The organism is Halobacteriovorax sp. JY17 (assembly GCF_002753895.1).
Lineage (GTDB): Bacteria > Bdellovibrionota > Bacteriovoracia > Bacteriovoracales > Bacteriovoracaceae > Halobacteriovorax.
Genome location: NZ_NJER01000003.1, coordinates 337,704 through 357,026 on the forward strand (window position 1 = coordinate 337,704; position 19,323 = coordinate 357,026).

Sequence of the window (19,323 nt, forward strand, 5' to 3'; positions counted from 1 at the left end):
GTGGTGTCATTGATATGTCATAGGCTCAAGAAAATCAACACATGGCGCGGTGAGAAAATGAAAGAAGAGACAAATCGTCTAGAAAAACTAAGAATGCTGTTTAAGCTGCAACAATATATTCGCGAGTTTTTCACTTCGCAGGAATTTATTGATGTACAAACACCACCCATTGTTCAAAACCCGGGAATGGAGACTCACATTCATCCCTTTCAAATTAAGAGCCCACATACAAAGAAAGATTTGAATCTCTATCTTCATACTTCTCCTGAGTTTCACATGAAGGAACTTCTCTCGCTTGGTTTTGAGAAAACTTTCAATTTATCTTACTGCTTTAGAGATGAGCCAAACGCCCCTCACCATCGCCCACAATTTCTTATGCTCGAGTGGTATAGAAGAGATGAATTCTACACAAAAATTATGACAGATATTGAAAGCCTCTTTAATTACTGCATTAAAAGATTTAAAACAGAAGGATTTAAGGTTCGAGAAGAGCTGCAATCCTACATACCTTTAAAGAAAACTATTCAAGAGGTTTTCCAAGAAATTTTAAATATAGATATCCTAAATTATTTAGAAAAAGATTCTCTAGCGAGATTAATTCGAGAAAACTTCAAACAAGTTCCACTTCCATCAGAAAAAGAACACGATAAGCTTTCATGGGACGATTATTACTTCTTATTATTTTTAAATGAAGTTGAGCCTAAGTTAAAAAAATATCCTTTCATACTTCTTTATAATTTCCCAAAGCAATTAAGTGCTCTTTCAACTATAAACAAAGATGACTCCAGAGTTTGCGATCGCTTTGAAGTCTACTCCTTTGGAGTTGAGCTTTGTAATTGCTTTAACGAACTCACAGACCTTTCCCAACTTAAAAATAGATTTTCAGAGCAGGCCTTACTAAAGAAAAATCTCTATGACTACCAACTTCCAGAACCTAGAGATTTCTACAACACCATGGAGACCCTACCCAATTCAAGCGGGATCGCCCTCGGCGTTGAAAGACTATTAATGAGCATTACAAATATTGAAAACCCATTCTTCTACTGATTGGTCGCATTGAATAACTTGTGCAATTTAATAATCACTTCTGACTTCACATGCTGAATTGGTACAAATTGCGCCCATTTCCTATGACGTTCTCTCGATGTGCTTTTTCTAATTTTGTTTGTAAAAAAAGCAGGGTATTTCTTTGCAGTATCTGCCGAAAAGACCGCGTACCAATCGTAAAACAAATTCACATCTTTAAAAAGAAGCTCATCTAATATTTCCAAAGTTTGCTCAACGAGAACTCTCTTTAGGGTAAAGAAGTTTGTTTTCTCTAGCGAGTCCTTTGAAATCTCCTTACTAATAAAGGTGGCTACATAGTACTTTGCAAAAGCAATTCCAGAGTCAGTCATTGGAGTGTCGTAATTTTCCATGGCAGCGTATGTATTATCAAGAACCAGAGCTCTATAAACTCCCTCTCTACTTCCACCTTGTGTTATAACATTCATCCATTTAGCGACATCATTATCATTTGGTTTTACTCTTCTCGCAGCTTCATAAACTTCAAAGAGAAATGATAAGTTTGCTTTATTCATTTGTTCTTTAGTAATATTCGTTTTTACCTTATCTACATACTCAGCTCTTGTAGACTTAGCGTCTTTATTTACCTTTGGGATTTCTGGAAGTTTAATGCTTTCTTCTTTTGATCCAAATAGCTTTACAGCAATTTCATCACCCAAGAATTGTTCCACATAAGGTCTTAACTTATCTGAAATCCCCTCTGCTTGAACGTTAGAAATACTTAAAGTAATCATTGCTGCCATTAAAATTTTCTTCATTTCATTAACCTTTCTTTTTAATAATATTTTTTGCGACTTCCCAGTCGCTTTCTAATTTTTTTGCTTTCTCCAAAATAAGAGGAAGAATTTTTTCGACAATTTCAGGATTCGTCTTCCAATTATCGTTTATTAAGGATAAAGATTGCGAAATAGCGGAAAGACCTGAATTTATATCGTGAATGACTTTACTCTGATCTTCCATCTTTATTTATCCTCTGTGAAATTCGATAAAATGCACTATTTGAAATTTTCAAAACACTTAGTGTTTTTCTAACTTTATCTTCATTACTCTTCAATGTAGATATGACAGCGTCTTCCTCAACTTTATCTAAAAAAGACTTCAACCCATTCATTTGAATAAATTCTAATTGCATTTTGCTTAGAATACTTCCCTCTATGATTGGAGTAAATTCGACTTCAGCAATATTTTCAATGTGACGACTCACCCCTAGAATATGTGCAGGAAGGTCTTTAGCTTCTATCACCCCATGAGACTTTGCCTGTAACATCTCTACAACCTTTCGAAGCTCTCGAATATTTCCGGGCCATGAGTATTGAATTAAAATATTCTTAGCTTCTGAATTTAGAACAACTCTCCTCTTTCCAAGCCCCAAGAAAAACTTTAGTAGAAGAGGAATATCTCCCTTTCTCCTCTCAAGTGGGGGAAGATCAATATTAAATCCTTCAATTCGATAGTATAAGTCTTCTCGAAAACTTCCTTCCTTTACCATCTCTGCTAAATTTTCGCAGGTAGCACTTACCAATTTAAAATTAGATTTTACTAATTTCTCACTTCCTAATGGGTAGAAAGATTTTTCATCTATCGCTCTTAATATTTTCTTCTGTAGAAGCATTGGCATCGTTGCAATTTCATCCAAGAAAAGTGTTCCTCCATCTGCGAGTTCAAACTTTCCTTTCTTACTTGTCTCTGCTCCAGAGAAAGCTCCTTTGGAATAGCCAAACAATTCTGCTTCTAATAGATTCTCTGGAATTTCTGAACAATTTAAATGAATAAACTTATCTTTATTTTCAAAAATCAGTTCATGAATGAGCTTGGCAATAAGAGTTTTCCCTGTACCGGTTGGACCTTTTAAAAAAACAGGTTTATTGCTTGCGACAACTTCATTTATCACTCTTAAATTTTCTATGAGAGAGTCATCCTGAGTCACATATCTAGTTCCAAAGAAGTTTCGAAGTGTAGACTCTTTAGAGAGTACTTTGAATTTCCTCAAAACTAGGGCAAGGGCCTCTTTATCAAAAGGTTTCGACAGATAATCTTCACACCCTCTTTTATAAGCCTCCGCTATATTTGAATCCTCTTCCCTTCCAGAGAGAACAACTGGGTAAGTTCCTTTCTTTTTAACAATTGGAATTAAATCAAGACCTGCCAAATCTCTTTCTAAATCCAAATCAATCCAAGCAAGATCAAACTTTTCATTTTCAAGTAATTCTTTTGCTTCATTTGAATTTTTTGCTTCCCTTACAAGTCCATGCTCTTTTAGTAAAGTCACTAGATTCAATCTGGATAATGCATCATCTTCTATAACAAGAAAATTCAATACCTTCTTACTCACTTCTAAGACCCCAATAATTAAACGTTTTATCTCTTATTTAATTGTATTTCTCTCCTGAGTTTTAAACAAATTTATATTTTAGGGAATACTTTTAACCCCTTGAAAGTTTAGAGAAGATTTAAAATATACTTTTTTTCTAAAAAAAATGAATAGTAGAGAATTTCAGTGCCCTAAATAACAGGCAATTTCGATCTGGTAATAGATCGGAACTAGGCAAGAATTTCCACTCAAGGCCTTGATATTAAAGTATGTTCTTAAGTTTCTAAATATCCGCTCAGAAAGTGTCGATAATAAGACTATGAAAACTTTATGGAAGATATCGACATTTTTAGTACTTTTATTCACCCTGACAGCGTGTATGCCGGATAGCCTCACGAAGTTTAAAGAGTCACCTACCAAAAAAGGAGATGACACAACTTCAAGTAGTGGTGGTTCTGGAGAAACAGACCCTTCTGCTCCCGTAGATGAGATTGTCACAGTATTATCCAATCTTCAAATTCCACAATTTGCAGACGCTATAAATGGTGACTTAATCTTGATTCAACTTGAGACAATTGGAACTTTAAAAGCAGGCGACACCATCTACTCTTCAGCAACAATGTTCAAAACTTCAGACAGAGGTGCAGCCAGAGTCTTACAGGTTGCCCCTGATAATAATAGTACTTCAGGAAAAGTTCTCGCTAGGATCACTCTTGGAGCAATTAGTGAAACAAATATTTTTAGAGATGGATACTTTATTGATAACTGCTCCCTAGGTTATGCGAACTGCTCCGTTGGTTCTTCTACAGCATCACGAATTTTATCGACATCGCTGTATTTTGACCCTTCGGGAGCACCTTCTTTTTCAAGAACAATAACAGTCGATGCGACTAACCCTCTTCCACTAGAATACGGTGTTCAACCAAACCTACCTCTTGGTGTTTCCTTAAATACTGAGACAGGAGAGATAACTGCACCAGTTGTGCCTTTTACAATCGCGAACACTTTTGATTTTTCAGAATATACCTTCTTCTCAAAAGTTACCAACGAGTTTGATGGAGAATTTGATGATCCAGAAGAAGTTACTGATGCAATCTTTAAGATTAGCTCACGAGTCGGAACACAAACAACGGCCATCTCAAATTACAATTTTGATTATAAATTATTAGATAGTGATCGCATTCTTTTAAAGGTTGCTAATACAACAGGTATCTACGCCAATGATGTTCTCTACTCTTGTATTTCAACAAATTTTACAAGCTGTAATACCAATACTGAGTACACTGGAATTGGGACAGTTTACTATGTCGATACTGCGAATAAAACTCTCTACATCAACGTTGATGATGTAAATGGTGCCGCGAACCCTAGTCAGTTTCTAGACGGATACTACCTTCATAAATCAAATGGATCACTCTTTACTGTTCAGACTGGTATTCCTTCTAGACTTTATAACTCTAGTACTACAGGAATATCCTTTTCACCAGAATGGGAAGTTGACCCTGTAGGAGATGGTATAACACCTCTCTTTAATATTGACTCAGTCATTCCTGGACTTACAATTGACGCAAACTCGGGTGTTATTTCATTAACTGCACCCATTCAATTAAGTACAGAAAATCAATACACTGTAACTGCAATTGATTCTTCAACTGGTGAATCAATTGCATCATATGTGTTTAAACTTGGGGTATTTGACCCTCCTAGTGGTATCACTTATTCAGGATCTTCATTTAGTTTAGGAATTGGAAAGGATAGTGTTAATCTAAATCCAGTACTCTCTCCTGTAAACTTTGCTGATACATCAAGTGTCTACTATAGTGTCACAGGTGCCCTTGTTGCTGGAGTTTCATTTTCTGAAAGTGATGGGATTTTTACAGGATCACCAACTGCTTATGACCCAGGAACAACTGTAACGATTGAAGGATACTATCCAAGAGCAGGGTCTACCCCTTTTGCTTCAACAACGATAAACTTTAAAGCAGGAACTCCGATCGATGAATTTTATTATCCACAGCTCGCAGGTGAATACCTTCAACTCACAGTTGGAGACGCTAGAGTCTTTACCTTAGGAGATAATGTTTCATCTTCAAATGGAGCAACAGGTGTTATTTCTTATATCGATGCTGGAACAAATCAAGTTGTTATTCAAGTCTCATCTACACTAACGGGAGCGCAAGTCTTTAAGAGAAATGACTTCTTAGACAATGCCATCACTTACTCATTCTTAAAAACTCAAGTTGCTGATGTCGTGCATATTTTCAATTCTGCAACTGGAGTACCTTCAAGACTACCTACTCTATATAATGACTTGAGTCCTACAACTCTTTCATTGGGAGAAGTAATATCTTACGACATCTCACCAACACTTCCTTCTGATTTTACGATGTTTAATAGCACAACAGGAGAAATTGATGGAGATGCATCTCTACCTCTCTCCCTCACAACTCCCAAGACATTTGTAATTCAATTAACAAATTCAATTGGTGAAATTGTTGCTAAAGAGTATAAATTCCTCGTAAAAAGTGCTCCTATTCAAGCGACAATTGGTCGCTACCAATTCATTAGAATTTCACAAAACTTTAATAACTTCTATATTGGTTCCCGTTTTCAAACATCTGGTGGGACAAAAGGACGTGTTGTACACAAAATTGGAAATTCTACATCTGGAGGTTTACTCGTAGATGCCCAAGGAACTATTGAAGCGGGAGAAGATATTGATAACGTTATCCCATACTATGCTGCAGAAGCTAGAGTTCAAAAGTACTTATTAATTACTTTAAAAAATGCTACGACATTAGCTGCCTCCAATATTATTACAACGACGGATGGTGATACAGCACAGATTCAAAGTGTTGTGACTGGTGAAAATAAAGTCTACGCCTTAGTTTCAAGTGGAGACTTCTCTGCTGGTGAAATAATAAATGCAGGAACAGCTACTGAGACTATAGTAATGGATGTCGTTAGCAAGCACTACGCATCTCATATTTTAAGACTTACAGATGCATCTCCTCTTGAGATAGGGGGCTATATATCCTCCAACCTTGGACTAGGTAGTGCCGACGTTATCTTTAAAGAGGACACGAATGACTATGCCTATATTCAACAATTAAGTGGAGAATTTAGACAAGCTGAGAACTTTGACAACACTGTCACTTACGCAGGACCAGAATCAACTATTTCTCGAATTATTGGACCAATTGTAAAAATAACTTCTTCAGGAAATGCAGGAGGAGCGGAAGTTACCTCCAGTACTAATTCATTCATTGAAGGTTCTACAATTACAGCCTACCAAGCAGGTCATAAATCTTCGGGTATTGTTCTAAATACATCTGGAAATGATTTCATAGTAGACGTTAAAGATATTAAGGGGACAAACTCTTTCGAGATAGGAAACTCTCTAGATGATGCGACTCCATTTAATATCGCACTTGACTCTGCAAACACCGTTACAGCAATTGCCACTGGAAATGTTATCCCTCTCTACGTTGGAGAAGAAACTTATATTGAAGGTAAGATAAAAGGAGTTTTCAGTAACGTTAAACTTACTCCAGAAACTCTCCCACAGGGACTTTCTTTTGATGGCACTACAGGAGTAATTTCCGGTACACCTAACGAGCCGCAAGAAAAAACAACTTATACTATTACCTACTCATCACCTGGTGATGCTGATGCAGTTTTTACTTTTGAACTCGTTACCTATAATCAATTTGAATTAATTCAAGAAACCGAACAGGCTTCTTCATATATTCTTCATAAAGAAGGACAGGGCTATGGAACAACCTCTTGTAAGATTTTAAGTTCACAGGTGTCTCCAACTAACACTTCAAAATACCAGATGAATGATATTGTCTGCAGACTAGAAGGACAGGAGCTTGATCTCTACAATAGAGGTGCCGCACTTAAAGTAAAGTCTGGGGCCGGAATGTGTGAATATGTTAGATATATTCCAGAGGCTCACAAAAGCTATCCCACAGGAAGAACAAGATCTTACTTTGTTCAATACAATGAATTTACTGATGCCTGTATGCCTTTTGGTGGAAACCCAGCGCTTCCTCAAATAGATATTGTAAATCCAATAACAGGTGGAGCCTTAACAATCATGGATACTGCAGTAGATCACACAAATGGACCTCTCTCCGTTCAATCTGGAGGAGTTATAAATTTTGGTGAAAAAGCATGTGTTGCAGGTGATTGTTTACAACAATATGGTAAAGCAGGGGCAACAAACGCGTGTCAATTCAACCATACAACTCCGAAAGGAGACCTTAAGTGTGATGAAGGTAGTAAGTTCACTTCTACAGTGTCATGTGAAGAAAAAACCGATGGATACTGCGCCTGTGTAGCAACAGACTGGGTAGAAGAAGAGTGTGGAGGAAATAAGAATGCTTGTATCAGTGGTGGAATCAGAAGTACTGGATTAACAATAGGTCTAGAAAATTCAGAAATAGTAAATTCATTTGCTGGAGTTGTTCAAGAGTTTACAGTAAAATCACCACAGTCATACGGACTTGGAAACAATACTGTCATCGCAAATACGACAAGAGCATCTCAATGTAGAGACGTTTCTCAGAACTATGCTTTTGACAGCTACGATGATACCGGAATTCTCTCTACCTTTATAGGGAATTACTCAAACTACAATACGACTGACTTTACTGCAAGTGACTTTGAAGCGAACGTTAGCCCGAATGGTGGGAACGAAGCAAACGCTAATAAGTTTTACGAATACCACTGTCTAGACGCTGCATTTAACGTAAAAGCTAGAATTAGACTACAAATAAGAGACTGGGATAAATCCTTTAATCCAGAAACACCAAATATTGAAGTGTTTGACAACGGCGGAGCCATATCGAATATTGATGATTCTACAACAACGTGTTTTGGACTTAATTGTGACCAGAAGTGGGATTGGGATACATTGATTGATGCTTTAGCGGCAGCTTCAAAACCAAACTACACAGTTGCAGCAGGATCATGCTCTAGAGGTGCATATGCTGCTCCAGCTGGTACAGTTAGAACAACTGAATCTAGTACAACAATCCACACATCACTACCTCTAAACTCTCAGCTTATGCCAGGTATGATTGTAAAAGTTGGGACAGACCTAACTTCTGGAGGGGAGTTTAGATACTTTACAGTAGAATCTGTCAGTAGCGATAGATTTACGGTAACAACTCCTGCCGACATGACCCTCAGTGGGCTAGATTGGGAAATCGCAAGAGACTTCCCATTTCCTATGGACCATACTAATTAAGAGTAACGACTCTACCAACTAAATCATAATCTAAAACTTCGGTGATCTCGACTTTTACGAGATCTCCGGCTTTTAGGCCTTCTAGATCACTATCATTTATAATAACTTTTCCATCAATATCTGGAGCTTGTCCAACATGACGCCCTTGAATTAAAAGTTCTGTTTCTTCGTGAGCCCCTTCAATAAGAACGTCTATAACTTTTCCTTTATAACTAGCATTGAGCTCTCTAACTATTTCTCTTTGAACTTCAAAGAGCTGATCAAAACGATCATCAATTGTTTCTTGGTCTACTTTATCTCTAAGTCTATAAGCAGGTGTCCCTTCTTCGTCTGAATATCTAAAAATTCCTAAGTGATTAAACTTAGCTTTCTTTACACCCTCTAAAAGAGTCTGAAAATCCTCTTCACTCTCTCCAGGAAAACCTACAATAATTGACGTTCTAAGAACGATACCAGGATTTCTCTCACGAAGTCTTTCGATTCTATTCATGATTTCATCACCAGTAATTTTTCTATTCATCCTCTTTAAAACGTTTGTTGAAAAATGTTGAACAGGCATATCAAGGTAGCTACAAATCTTTTTACTATTTCTCATCTGCTCAATAACTTCATCCGTTAATTCATCTGGGTAGAAGTAAAATAGACGAATCCAATCTATCCCCTCAATACTTTCTAATCCATTTAAAAGTGCGAAGAGATTATTATTCTCATCAAGATCAACACCGTAATCAGAAAGATCTTGAGAAATAAGATTCAATTCACGAACACCAGACTCTGCAAGGTTTTGGGCCTCTGTGACTAATGACTCAACAGATCTAGATCTTAATCTTCCTCTAAGCGCAGGAATAATGCAGAAGGTACAATTTCTATTACAGCCTTCTGAGATTTTAAGCCATGCCGTATAGAATGGAGAAGTATTTAATCTTGGATCAAACTCCGTGTGGATAAACTTTGGAATTTCTACGAATGATTTCTTCTCAAGCTTATTGTCTTCTAAAGCCTTAAGAAGAGGAACAATTTTATTATACTCTCCTGTTCCAATAAACATATCAACTTCAGGAAGAGATTCTTCTAACTGATCTGAATATCTCTGCGCCATACAACCAGAAACAACAAGGGCCTTACAATTTCCCTGCTCTTGATCTTTATAGTCAGCAAGATCTAAAATCGTTTCAATTGACTCTTGTTTTGCAGCCTCAACAAATGAGCACGTATTTACAACTATGACCTCAGCAGTTTCAGGTTCAGGGACAACCTGAAATCCATCTAATCCCATATAGCCAAGCATTACCTGCGAATCGACTAAGTTCTTAGAACATCCTAATGAAGTGAAAAATACAGTACGGTTTTCAAACTTTGTTGTTTGCATAGAATTCCCTTAAATTTAAAAATAACATGGCAACTTGTATTACATATTCTTCCAATAATCAAAGGGTTGTGTAATATTTCAACGAATTAGTCGATTGCTTTTTTTAGCGATGAGAAATAGACTTAAGCCATGGAAAACAAAAGCTTTTATATCCTTATTTTAGTGACCTTATTCTACTCCTCGTGTGCCACAAAGGTGATGAGTCCTCCAAATCCAAATTTTTTAAATTTGAGTGGCAGCCTTGAGCTTTCAGAATCTGATATTTTGGCCCAGAAATTCCATAAGGCTAATTTAGATTTTTCAAATAAGTTCTATCAGAAAGCCTGTCCAGAGTTTGAAGAACTATCAAATAATAAGAAATTTCCGCTTAGAAATATTGCTCTTATTCGAGCCCTTAAGTCATGTAACTGGACTGTTCCTAAGTTGATATCTGTTTGGGAGTCTCATGAAATCGAAGATTGGCTCTCTCAAGATTATTACCAAATATCTTATGAAGTCGCAAAGTCCAAGAACATTAAACTCTGGCAAGCAAAGCATAACTTCTCGCTCTATCCTTTTGAAGTACGAAAAGAAGAAAAAGAAAAATATATTCGAAATGCTCTTGAAATAGCTGAGGACGAACAAATCACAGAGCTAGTGACAAAGTATAATGAAGAACTTCAAAAAATTTCACCAAGATTTATCATTGCCCCAAGCGATGACCAGCTCTATGAAGTCGCGAGAGATTTTGAAAGAGCAAGAGAATATGACAACGCAATTAAAACCTATGAATCCATTATAAAAAATCAAAATGTAGATTTAAAAACAAAAATTAATTCATGGCACAGAATAACTAGAGTTTTTAAGAATAAGAGAAGAAAAGATCTTGCACAAAGTTCTACAAAGACACTTGTCAATTGGATAGAAAAAAACAGAGAATCAATAGGGAGCCAATATAATTTTGAACTTGTTGAAGCAAGAACGAGGTGGGCAAGAGCAACTTGGACTGAAAATAATCTTCCTCTAGCAAAGAAAATACTAACGAATACTCTAAAAAGGCACTCTCCTACGGACTCTCAAGGTGCTACTATTCACTACCTACTTGCAGGAATTGCAAAAGAAGAAAAGAAGATTAAATCTGCAATTTACTATCTCAACCAATCTATAAAACTTAGCGATAGAGAGCAGAAGGAAGATATTCTATGGCAACTCTCTTGGCTCGAATATAAGAGAAAGAATTACCAAGTATCGAGTAAGCTTCTCCTTGAACTTCACTCAGATTATAGCGACACTTCAAAGTATAGTTACTGGCTTGCAAAATCTCTTTCGAGAGAAAAGAAAACAAAAGAGTCTCTTCCTTATTTTTCGAAAACAATTGAGCTTAATCCCTATGGATACTATGGGATTCAGGCAAAGAGAGTTCTTGGGCTAAAGAGTGATTTCAACTTAGAGGTTATTAAATCAACAGAAGATAATCTATTTGAATGGTTGATTGCTCTTGGAGAATACGACTCTGCAAAGAAGTACCTAGATGGTCTTATTTATTCTAGTAAGTCTGATTCAAGTAAACTCTCTCTTTTAGAGAGAATGAATAGGGCCAGAAATTTTCAAGGAAGTCTTCGAACATTCTTTAATATGGATGAAAATCAACGTGGTGAAATTGAGAAGAAATTTATTCAATATATTTATCCAAAGCCAAGTTTAGAATCTAAATACTTAGAAAATAAGTTTGATAACAACCTAGCGTATTCTATTATCAGACAAGAGTCTGCGTTCAACAGGGAAGCAAGAAGCTTTGCGGACGCTTATGGACTAATGCAAGTAATCCCCTCAAGAGCTCAAAAACTCGCGAAGAAGCACTCTATCCCATACCAAGACACTGATGACCTCTACAATATCGATGTGAATATGGCACTCGGAGTTCACTACCTAGAAGATTTAAAAAAGATGTTTCAATACCTTCCAATGGTAATCGGCTCTTATAATGCTGGAGAAGCGGCCATGAGTAGATGGGTTAAATCCCGCTACCAAGGAGATATAGAAATTTTCATTGAAGATATTCCTTACCAGGAAACAAGAAAGTATATAAAGCTAGTTCTTAGAAATTACTTTATTTACCAAGAACTACCTATTGATAAGAAAGTATTTATCTATTAATTTTCGTGTTCTTTGGAATTTCAAAAACAAAGTGATCTTTAGAAAACTTAGGGCCTTCAATAATTTTTGAAAGCTCTAACCTCTTTACTTTCTTACTATCTAAAACCATTTCAACAGTTTTTAAATTTTTAAAAAGTGGTTTTCCATCTTTGAATACTAGCTTCGCACTAACGATTCCTAAATCCTTAGAAATATCTTTTGTGAAAGTTAAAAAGTAATTACTTTCTTTATTCTTTGTTACTTTATAAAGCTTATTAGTAAGAAGTCCCTTTCTTAGAATATCTAGAAATTTTGTCAGTTCATTCTTAGTTGCTTCTTGAATGGTCACTTGCCCTGGCTCACTTTCTATAAAAGCAGGTGTATAATACCAAGTCTTTCTTTCATTACTAACATAAGTTAAGCTCTCCGGTGATGAAGTCTCTAATCGAATACTTCCAGGGTAGCTATAATCCATCATTCCCTTAGATCTCTTCTCTTTTCCAGTTAAGGCACTTTTATACACTTGCTCAAAACTTGCCGAAAAACGATCAGGAATAAATGCCGCGGCATAAATTTGATTAATAAATAGAAGTGAAATTAAGATTGATTTAGCCATAATAGTGAAGCCTCCATAGACTTCACTATTATAACTAGATATGAAAATTAGTGCAATTGTACTGATACTGCTTTTGAAACACCTGGCTCTTGCATAGTCACACCATAGAGCGTGTCATTAAGTTCCATTGTTTTCTTATTGTGAGTAATGAGAATAAATTGAGAGTCAGAGCTCATTTCTCTAAGTAGTTCGTTAAATCTACCTACGTTAGCATCATCAAGAGGAGCATCAACCTCATCTAGAAGACAGAACGGAGAAGGTTTAACTAAGAATATTGAGAAAATTAGTGACACTGCTGTCATGGCCTTTTCACCACCTGACATCAAGTTAATATTCTGCATTTTCTTACCTGGTGGCTTAGCAATGATGTCTACCCCACACTCACTATCATTTATATCACCAGTAACTTTTAGCATGGCTTCACCACCACCAAAAATGATTGGGAATACTTTTCTAAATCTTACATCAACTTCTTCAAAGGCAATTTTAAATCTCTCTTTAGACTTATCATCAATATGATTTATTGCCGTCTCAAGATCTTCGAGCGATTGTTTTAACTCAACCTCTTGCACTCTTAGGAAATCAAACCTGAGCTTTTGACGATCGTAATCTTCAATTGCTTGCCAATTTATTTCTCCAAGACGGTTATACTCGTTCTTGTAATTCTTAAGCTTATTAGAACATTCTTTTAAATCCTGCCCATAACGTCTGTGGAACTCGTATGATTGTTTTTGAATAGGAATTAGACCATTTTCAGTTTCCATCATATACATTTGTCTTGTATCGATAAGGTCTTCAAAATCATCTTGTTCGTACTCTAAGAATCCACCGATAGCTTCTCTTAAGTCAATTTGATACTTTTCAAAGATATTTTTAACCGACTCAACTTCTTCATTTTGCCACTGAGTGATTTTAAGATCGTATTCTGTAATATCTTTTTCATTCTTACTAACTTTCTTATTTAGCTCCTTAACCTCATCTTCTCTCTCTTGCATTGCAAGTAGTAGCTGAGTTAAGTCATCTTTCATAATTCCTAGAACATCATCTCTGCCTGAAAGCTCAGAGGCCTTCTCTTGATTAGATGTCTCTAGAAGATCAATTTGATCGTTAGTTGTTTCAATTTCTTCATTATACTTTTCTATTAATTCTTTATTTGAAGCTATACGTGTTGTTTGCTTCTCCATTTGAGAATTAATATCATCGATTTGAGCTTGAATTCCAGAAACACGTTCCTTAAAAGTATTTATCTCTACTTGTTTCTCCATATAAGACTCTCTTTCAGTCTCATATGTTGATCTTAGATCGATTAATTCCTCATTCTCTTCTTCAAATCTCGCTGTTAAATCTTCAAGCGCTTCATCAAGAATAACTTTATTCTTAGAAAGTGAATCCTCACTCTCAAGCATATCTAATCTAGATTTTGAAATTTCGGTCTTTCTCTTCTTTAGGATCTCAAGACGTGTATTTCCTGACTCCATTCCAGAAAGTTTAGACTCAAGGGCTGACTTCTTTGCAGCATGATCCGCTCTTGCTTCAGAAAGTTGATTTCTTTGTAGCTCAAGCTCGTCTCTCTTTTCTTCAAGTGTAATAGAATGTTCTTCACACTTAACTTCAAGATTTCTCACTTCAACTTCAAGAACTTCTATTTCTTTTTCAAGTTCTAAGATCTGATTATTTCTTTCAACAACGCCCTGCCCTTCAGAGTTTCCAGTCATCGTTAAAATTTTTCCATTTCCAGCATTTCGAATTAAAGACTTTCCATCCACTGAGCTGATTGCCTTAAATTTAATTGAATCTGAAATAGACTTGAAAACGTCTTGATCGAAGCTTGTTGCAATAAAGTATCCATCAAAGAATGGTACTAGTTTTGCTTTATATTCTTCAGGAAGATTTAGTAACTCATAAACAGGAGTTATATTCCCACCTGTAGCAACTCTTAATCTCTCAAGAGTTTCTTCAGAAGTCATGTCTCCACTTTTATTTGGAGAAAGGAATTCTAAAGCTTTTTCATTATTATTCTTACACCAGTCAAGAACAGGACTTACTTCATCTTCAGTAGAAACAAGAGTATCCATGAAATCACTTAGAAGATTCTGAACTGCTTTTGCGTGCGTTTCCTCACACTGTATTAGACTTCCAAGTAATTGGTATTTTTCAGAATCAACAGTCTTTAAAAAATCAACGGCACCTTCTCTAACACCGTCCATCGCCGCGCTAACTTCTCTTAATGACGAAAGCTTAGACTCTTTTGTAATAAGAGACTTACTTCTCTCTTTAAGCTCAGCTTCAAGAGCTTTATTTTCTACGATTAACTTTTCAATTTCAGTTTTTAAACTTACTTCAAGGTCAGTTAATCTCTCAGCTAACTCATTTGCCGCGTGAACAGCATCTCTTTCTTCTGCTAGTTGAGTAGAAACACCTGAGTATTGCTTCTCTAGAGCTTCAATTTCTTCAGTTATATCCTGAAGATTAGCAGCATACTCTTCAAGCTTGGAAGTATTTTGAAAAGCTGTTTGAGAAAGAGTATTGAGTTCAGCTCTCTTCTCTTCCATTCCACTTTTCATCGAGTCGACTTGATCTACCTTAAGCTCCAACTGCTCTTTAAGAAGTTCTATTCTCTCTTCAACTTCTTCAAAGTTGATAGCCTCTTCATTCTTTGCCTGCAATTCAACTAGAGATTTTTCAAGAGCTTTAATCTTCTCTTCTCTTTCGATTAGCTCTTCTTCAAGCTCGGACATTTCTTTTTGTCTTGTCTCGATTAAATTTTCTTTATCTGTAAGAGTTTTACAAAGATTAGAAAATCTCTCTTCAGCAGTAGCAAGTTGAGTAGAAATTTCATTTCTTTCTTTTTGAAGAATTTCGACTTTCTCTGTTTGCTCTTCTTTCTTAAATCTCTCTTCTTCGAGTGAAATTTCAAGAGAATTCTTTCTTGTTGCCCAACCTTCGAGCTCAAGAGTTTTTTCATTTAATAAAGTCTTTCCATCTCTTAAATCCTTAAGAAGATCATAAACTTTATGAGAGTGAACAATAATATCATTTCTCTTAATTTTCTCTTTAAGAGATCTTGCACGCTCCGCTTTTTCAGCTTGTTTTTGCAGGGCCTTCAAGTTCTTTTCAATCTCAGATTGAAGGTCTTGAAGTCTATTTAAGTTTTGTTCTGTTTGTTCAATTTTCTTTAAAGACTCTTTCTTTCTGACTTTAAATTTTGTGATACCAGCAACTTCTTCAATCATCGTACGACGCTCTTCCGGCTTCGCTTGAACAAGTCTATTGATTTCCCCCTGAGCAATAATCGAATAAGATTTCGCTCCGGCCCCAGTATCCATGAAAACTTCTTGAATATCTTTAAGTCTCGCAGGGTAATTATTTATTCGGTATTCAGTCTCACCATTTCTATAAAGCTTTCTAGTCAGCTGAATTTCAGATGGGCTTGATACTTTATTTCCAATGTGGATATGTTTACCATCATCATTACCAAGAACAAGAGTCGCCTCAGCATATGCACCAGGGTTATATTTTGAAGAACCTGCAAAAATTAAATCTTTCATGGATTTACCACGAAGGTGTTTTGCAGATTGCTCACCCATTACCCAAAATAAGGCATCAACAATATTCGATTTTCCACAACCATTTGGCCCAACGATACCAGTAATACCGTCATCAAAATGTATAGTTGTGCGATCTTTAAAGGATTTAAATCCCTGTATAACAAGTCTCTTCAATTTCACAAGCGCATCCTCTGCTTGAAATAGTGTGTGTATGTCCTAGAAATCTACCATTAATAAAGGCCTTTCGTACACGATAAATTATTAAATGTAAGATCTTGTGAGGCCAGGCTCAACGTAATTTTAATAACTTAAAAACATTAACTTTATTAACTTCAACCCAATATTAGCGAGATAAAAAGGTAGTTAAGGCACTTACTAAATAAAATCTTGATTCTTCCTTTAGTAAACGCTGTAAATATTTAAAAAAACGTTCCGACAACTTAAGAAATCTTGAAAATGAGGAATTATGACAAAGATAAACTTTAAGATTAAACTTATATTATTGTGTATTTTCATGTCATCAGTAAGTCTGACTATTGGAATCGTTTCATACTTAGGTTTTCAAAAGTTTACCGACTTATCCAAAAATATTAACCACGATGTTATTCCTCGAAGCCTTCTTCTAAGTGAGATGGATGTGAATTATCAAAAAACTAGAATTGCGGTAAGAACCTTAGGTCTTGCGAACCTAAGTGATGAAGACAGGCTTGAGGCCATACAAGCTTCAATCAACGCAGTAGCTGCATATGAAAAAGCTTCCGACAATTTAAATGCCAAAATCTCAAACCCAAAAGAAGAAATTCTCTACAAAAATGTTCTTAAAGAATGGGCTGATTTTAAAAGTGTTGGAGTTCGCGCACTTGATTTAGCAAAAGTGTACGATGAACCAGCAAAGATTAAACTACTCGAAATATTTCTTAAGCATTGCCCGGAAGCGGCAAGCCAATACCAAACAGTCCTTGATGAGTACAATAAATATATTCGTCTTGAAGTAACACACTCTTCCGACTCTGCAACAAAGACTTCACACTTTTTAAACATCATTCTAATTGGAATTTCAATTACGGGAATATTCTTAGGTCTTATAACTGGATTTATTTTTGCGAGCAAAATTTCCACATCTATTAGAAAAACCCTAGAAAATCTTACACAGAGTTCAAGTTTTTTAACTCTTAGTGCGAACACTATTGCCGAGACATCTCAAAGCCTTTCAAGTTCAAGTGAGCAACAAGACACCTCACTTCAAGAATCATCCTCATCTCTTGAAGAGATTAGCTCAATGGTGAGAATGACTGCAGACAATGCGATCAAGTCTGACGACTTAGCAAAATCAAGCCTTACCAAAGCCTCTTCCGGAAAAAAAGCTGTAACAAAAATGATTCAATCCATGAGTGATATAAATATTAATATTGATACAATTGTTGAAGAGCTAGATGGAAATAATTTAGAAATGAAAAAAATCACTGATCTCATAAATAAGATCGAAGAGAAGACACAAATCATTAACGATATTGTTTTTCAAACAAAGCTTCTCTCCTTCAACGCTTCAGTAGAAGCGGCAAGAGCTGGTGAAGCTGGAAAGGGATTCGCTGTCGTTGCAGAAGAGGTTGGAAAACTTGCAGAGCTTAGTGGGAAAGCATCGATTGATATTGCAGAGATGGTTTCTTCCAGCGTCGACCAAGTAAATAGAATCGTTAACGATTCACAGAAGAGAGTTTCTCTACTAGTTACAGATGTACGAACAAGTGTAACCAACGGCTCAAGTATTGCGAATGAATGCGGTGAAATTTTAGAAAATATTGTAACAAGTGTTGAGCATGTCACGACTTCAATTTCTGAAATCTCTACGGCCTCAAGAGAGCAATCAAAAGGAATAGAGGAACTTCAAGAATCAATTCTTCAAGTTGATAGCTCGTCAAAATCTAATACAGGCATTGCAAGAGATACTTCCGAAGTTGCAAATAAACTTAAAGATCAGGTCACTCATGTTAATAGCTCCATCTCAGAAATTCAAAATGTCATTCTTGGTGACTTTGAAAGGAAGAAAGCTTCTTAATTATTACAAATAACTTTATCGAGCTTGCAAGCAAGCTCTTTATATTTCTTAGCAAGCTTAGGATTCGCCTTTTGATAAATTGAATACTTTAAACAAGACTCTGCGGATGGGTCAATTTTAACCTGGCAAGCTCTTCTGTAGAAACTCATTGATCTTGCCAAATTTTTCTTTTCAATACTTTGAGCGTAACGAATACAACCCATTGCAAGTTCAAGATCACAGGCCTTTTCAAAGGAGGCCAAATCAAGTTTCCCTTCCTTCTGTTCAACCTCTCCTAAAGCTAGGCACCCCTGGGCACTCTTGTTGTTACAAGCTGTCTCTGCCCATTTCCTAGCTTCTGTTAAATTGGCCAAGAAGAGATACTTTGAAGCAAGCTCTGTACATTTCTCGTACTTTTTTTCGGTACAGCTCTTTTCCAAAATTTTCATTCTCGCTTTTAAAAGATCAAGATACTTTTTCTGATCTGCGAGCTCTTCTTTACTTAATTCTTTCGAGTTTGTTCGAATAATTTTTGAAAAATAAATATCATACCGATCTTTTTTTTCACAGGCCTTCTTAACATTTAGAGTACAGGCCTTTTCGTAGTGATCTAAGGATTGTAAATAATCTTTCTTAGTAAAGTTAAAATCCGCAAGCTTAAAACATCCCATTCCAAAAGAGTGTTCACACGCAAGAATTAAATACTTCGGATCACTAATCAATTGATTTAATTTCTTATAAACTCTATCTAGGGCGTAGCACGATCTTCCGTCTTTTAAATTACAACCTTTTTCAAAGTAAGTAAGTGGAGCAAGCTGATCACCATCAACAGCTCTTTTATAAGCATACTCAAAACAGTCTGTAGCTTTTCCAGAATTACATCCATTTACCAATTGAGACACTTCTGCCTGAATGGAAAAAAAGGAAAAAAAGAAAACAAGAATAACGTTCATTATCAAAGTATAACACAAGAACTTATAGAAATTTTATAGGAAAATTAAGACAAA

At 35.9% G+C, this 19,323-nt stretch carries 11 protein-coding genes; 4 read left to right on the top strand and 7 right to left on the bottom strand.

Annotated elements, in window-relative coordinates; all coding sequences use genetic code 11:
• The first annotated feature begins 57 nt into the window (after window positions 1-57).
• Window positions 58-1,047 (top strand): amino acid--tRNA ligase-related protein, encoded by a 990-nt coding sequence (locus CES88_RS14040; RefSeq protein ID WP_290735640.1) that lies wholly within the window; start codon window positions 58-60, stop codon window positions 1,045-1,047.
• Here the strand turns inward: CES88_RS14040 and CES88_RS14045 are convergent.
• From CES88_RS14045 to CES88_RS14055, 3 genes are read right to left on the bottom strand one after another with little or no spacing between them, the layout of a single operon-like run.
• Window positions 1,041-1,823, bottom strand: coding sequence for a hypothetical protein (locus CES88_RS14045; protein WP_290735643.1), 783 nt, complete (start codon window positions 1,821-1,823; stop codon window positions 1,041-1,043). The two genes, CES88_RS14040 and CES88_RS14045, sit on opposite strands and share 7 nt — an antisense overlap.
• A 4-nt stretch (window positions 1,824-1,827) precedes the next feature.
• A complete protein-coding gene (locus CES88_RS14050) occupies window positions 1,828-2,025 on the bottom strand; it encodes a hypothetical protein (RefSeq protein WP_290735645.1) in 198 nt (65 codons plus the stop codon).
• Complete coding sequence (locus tag CES88_RS14055) at window positions 2,009-3,397, bottom strand: sigma-54 dependent transcriptional regulator (RefSeq protein WP_290735647.1); 1,389 nt, start codon at window positions 3,395-3,397, stop codon at window positions 2,009-2,011. Before CES88_RS14055 ends, CES88_RS14050 begins: the two co-directional genes overlap by 17 nt.
• Before the next feature lie 298 nt (window positions 3,398-3,695).
• On the opposite strand from CES88_RS14055, the gene CES88_RS14060 reads away from it, so the two are divergent.
• A complete protein-coding gene (locus CES88_RS14060) occupies window positions 3,696-8,633 on the top strand; it encodes a putative Ig domain-containing protein (RefSeq protein WP_290735649.1) in 4,938 nt (1,645 codons plus the stop codon).
• Here the strand turns inward: CES88_RS14060 and rimO are convergent.
• Entirely contained in the window at window positions 8,626-10,002 is a 1,377-nt protein-coding gene (gene rimO, locus CES88_RS14065) for a 30S ribosomal protein S12 methylthiotransferase RimO (RefSeq protein ID WP_290735652.1), read from the bottom strand. The genes CES88_RS14060 and rimO overlap by 8 nt on opposite strands.
• Before the next feature lie 129 nt (window positions 10,003-10,131).
• Here rimO and CES88_RS14070 point away from each other — a divergent pair, with 129 nt between their 5' ends.
• Window positions 10,132-12,138, top strand: coding sequence for a lytic transglycosylase domain-containing protein (locus CES88_RS14070; protein WP_290735655.1), 2,007 nt, complete (start codon window positions 10,132-10,134; stop codon window positions 12,136-12,138).
• Here CES88_RS14070 and CES88_RS14075 read toward each other — a convergent pair.
• Complete coding sequence (locus CES88_RS14075; protein ID WP_290735658.1) at window positions 12,128-12,733, bottom strand: outer membrane lipoprotein carrier protein LolA; 606 nt, start codon at window positions 12,731-12,733, stop codon at window positions 12,128-12,130. The two genes, CES88_RS14070 and CES88_RS14075, sit on opposite strands and share 11 nt — an antisense overlap.
• 47 nt (window positions 12,734-12,780) lie before the next feature.
• A complete protein-coding gene (gene smc, locus CES88_RS14080; RefSeq protein WP_290735661.1) occupies window positions 12,781-16,461 on the bottom strand; it encodes a chromosome segregation protein SMC in 3,681 nt (1,226 codons plus the stop codon).
• 286 nt (window positions 16,462-16,747) lie between these two features.
• Here smc and CES88_RS14085 point away from each other — a divergent pair, with 286 nt between their 5' ends.
• Window positions 16,748-18,337, top strand: coding sequence for a methyl-accepting chemotaxis protein (locus tag CES88_RS14085; RefSeq protein ID WP_290735665.1), 1,590 nt, complete (start codon window positions 16,748-16,750; stop codon window positions 18,335-18,337).
• Here the strand turns inward: CES88_RS14085 and CES88_RS14090 are convergent.
• The gene (locus CES88_RS14090) at window positions 18,334-19,269 is read right to left on the bottom strand and encodes a hypothetical protein (RefSeq protein ID WP_290735668.1); all 936 of its coding nucleotides are present in this window, start codon (window positions 19,267-19,269) and stop codon (window positions 18,334-18,336) included. The genes CES88_RS14085 and CES88_RS14090 overlap by 4 nt on opposite strands.
• Between the last annotated feature and the right edge of the window lie 54 nt (window positions 19,270-19,323).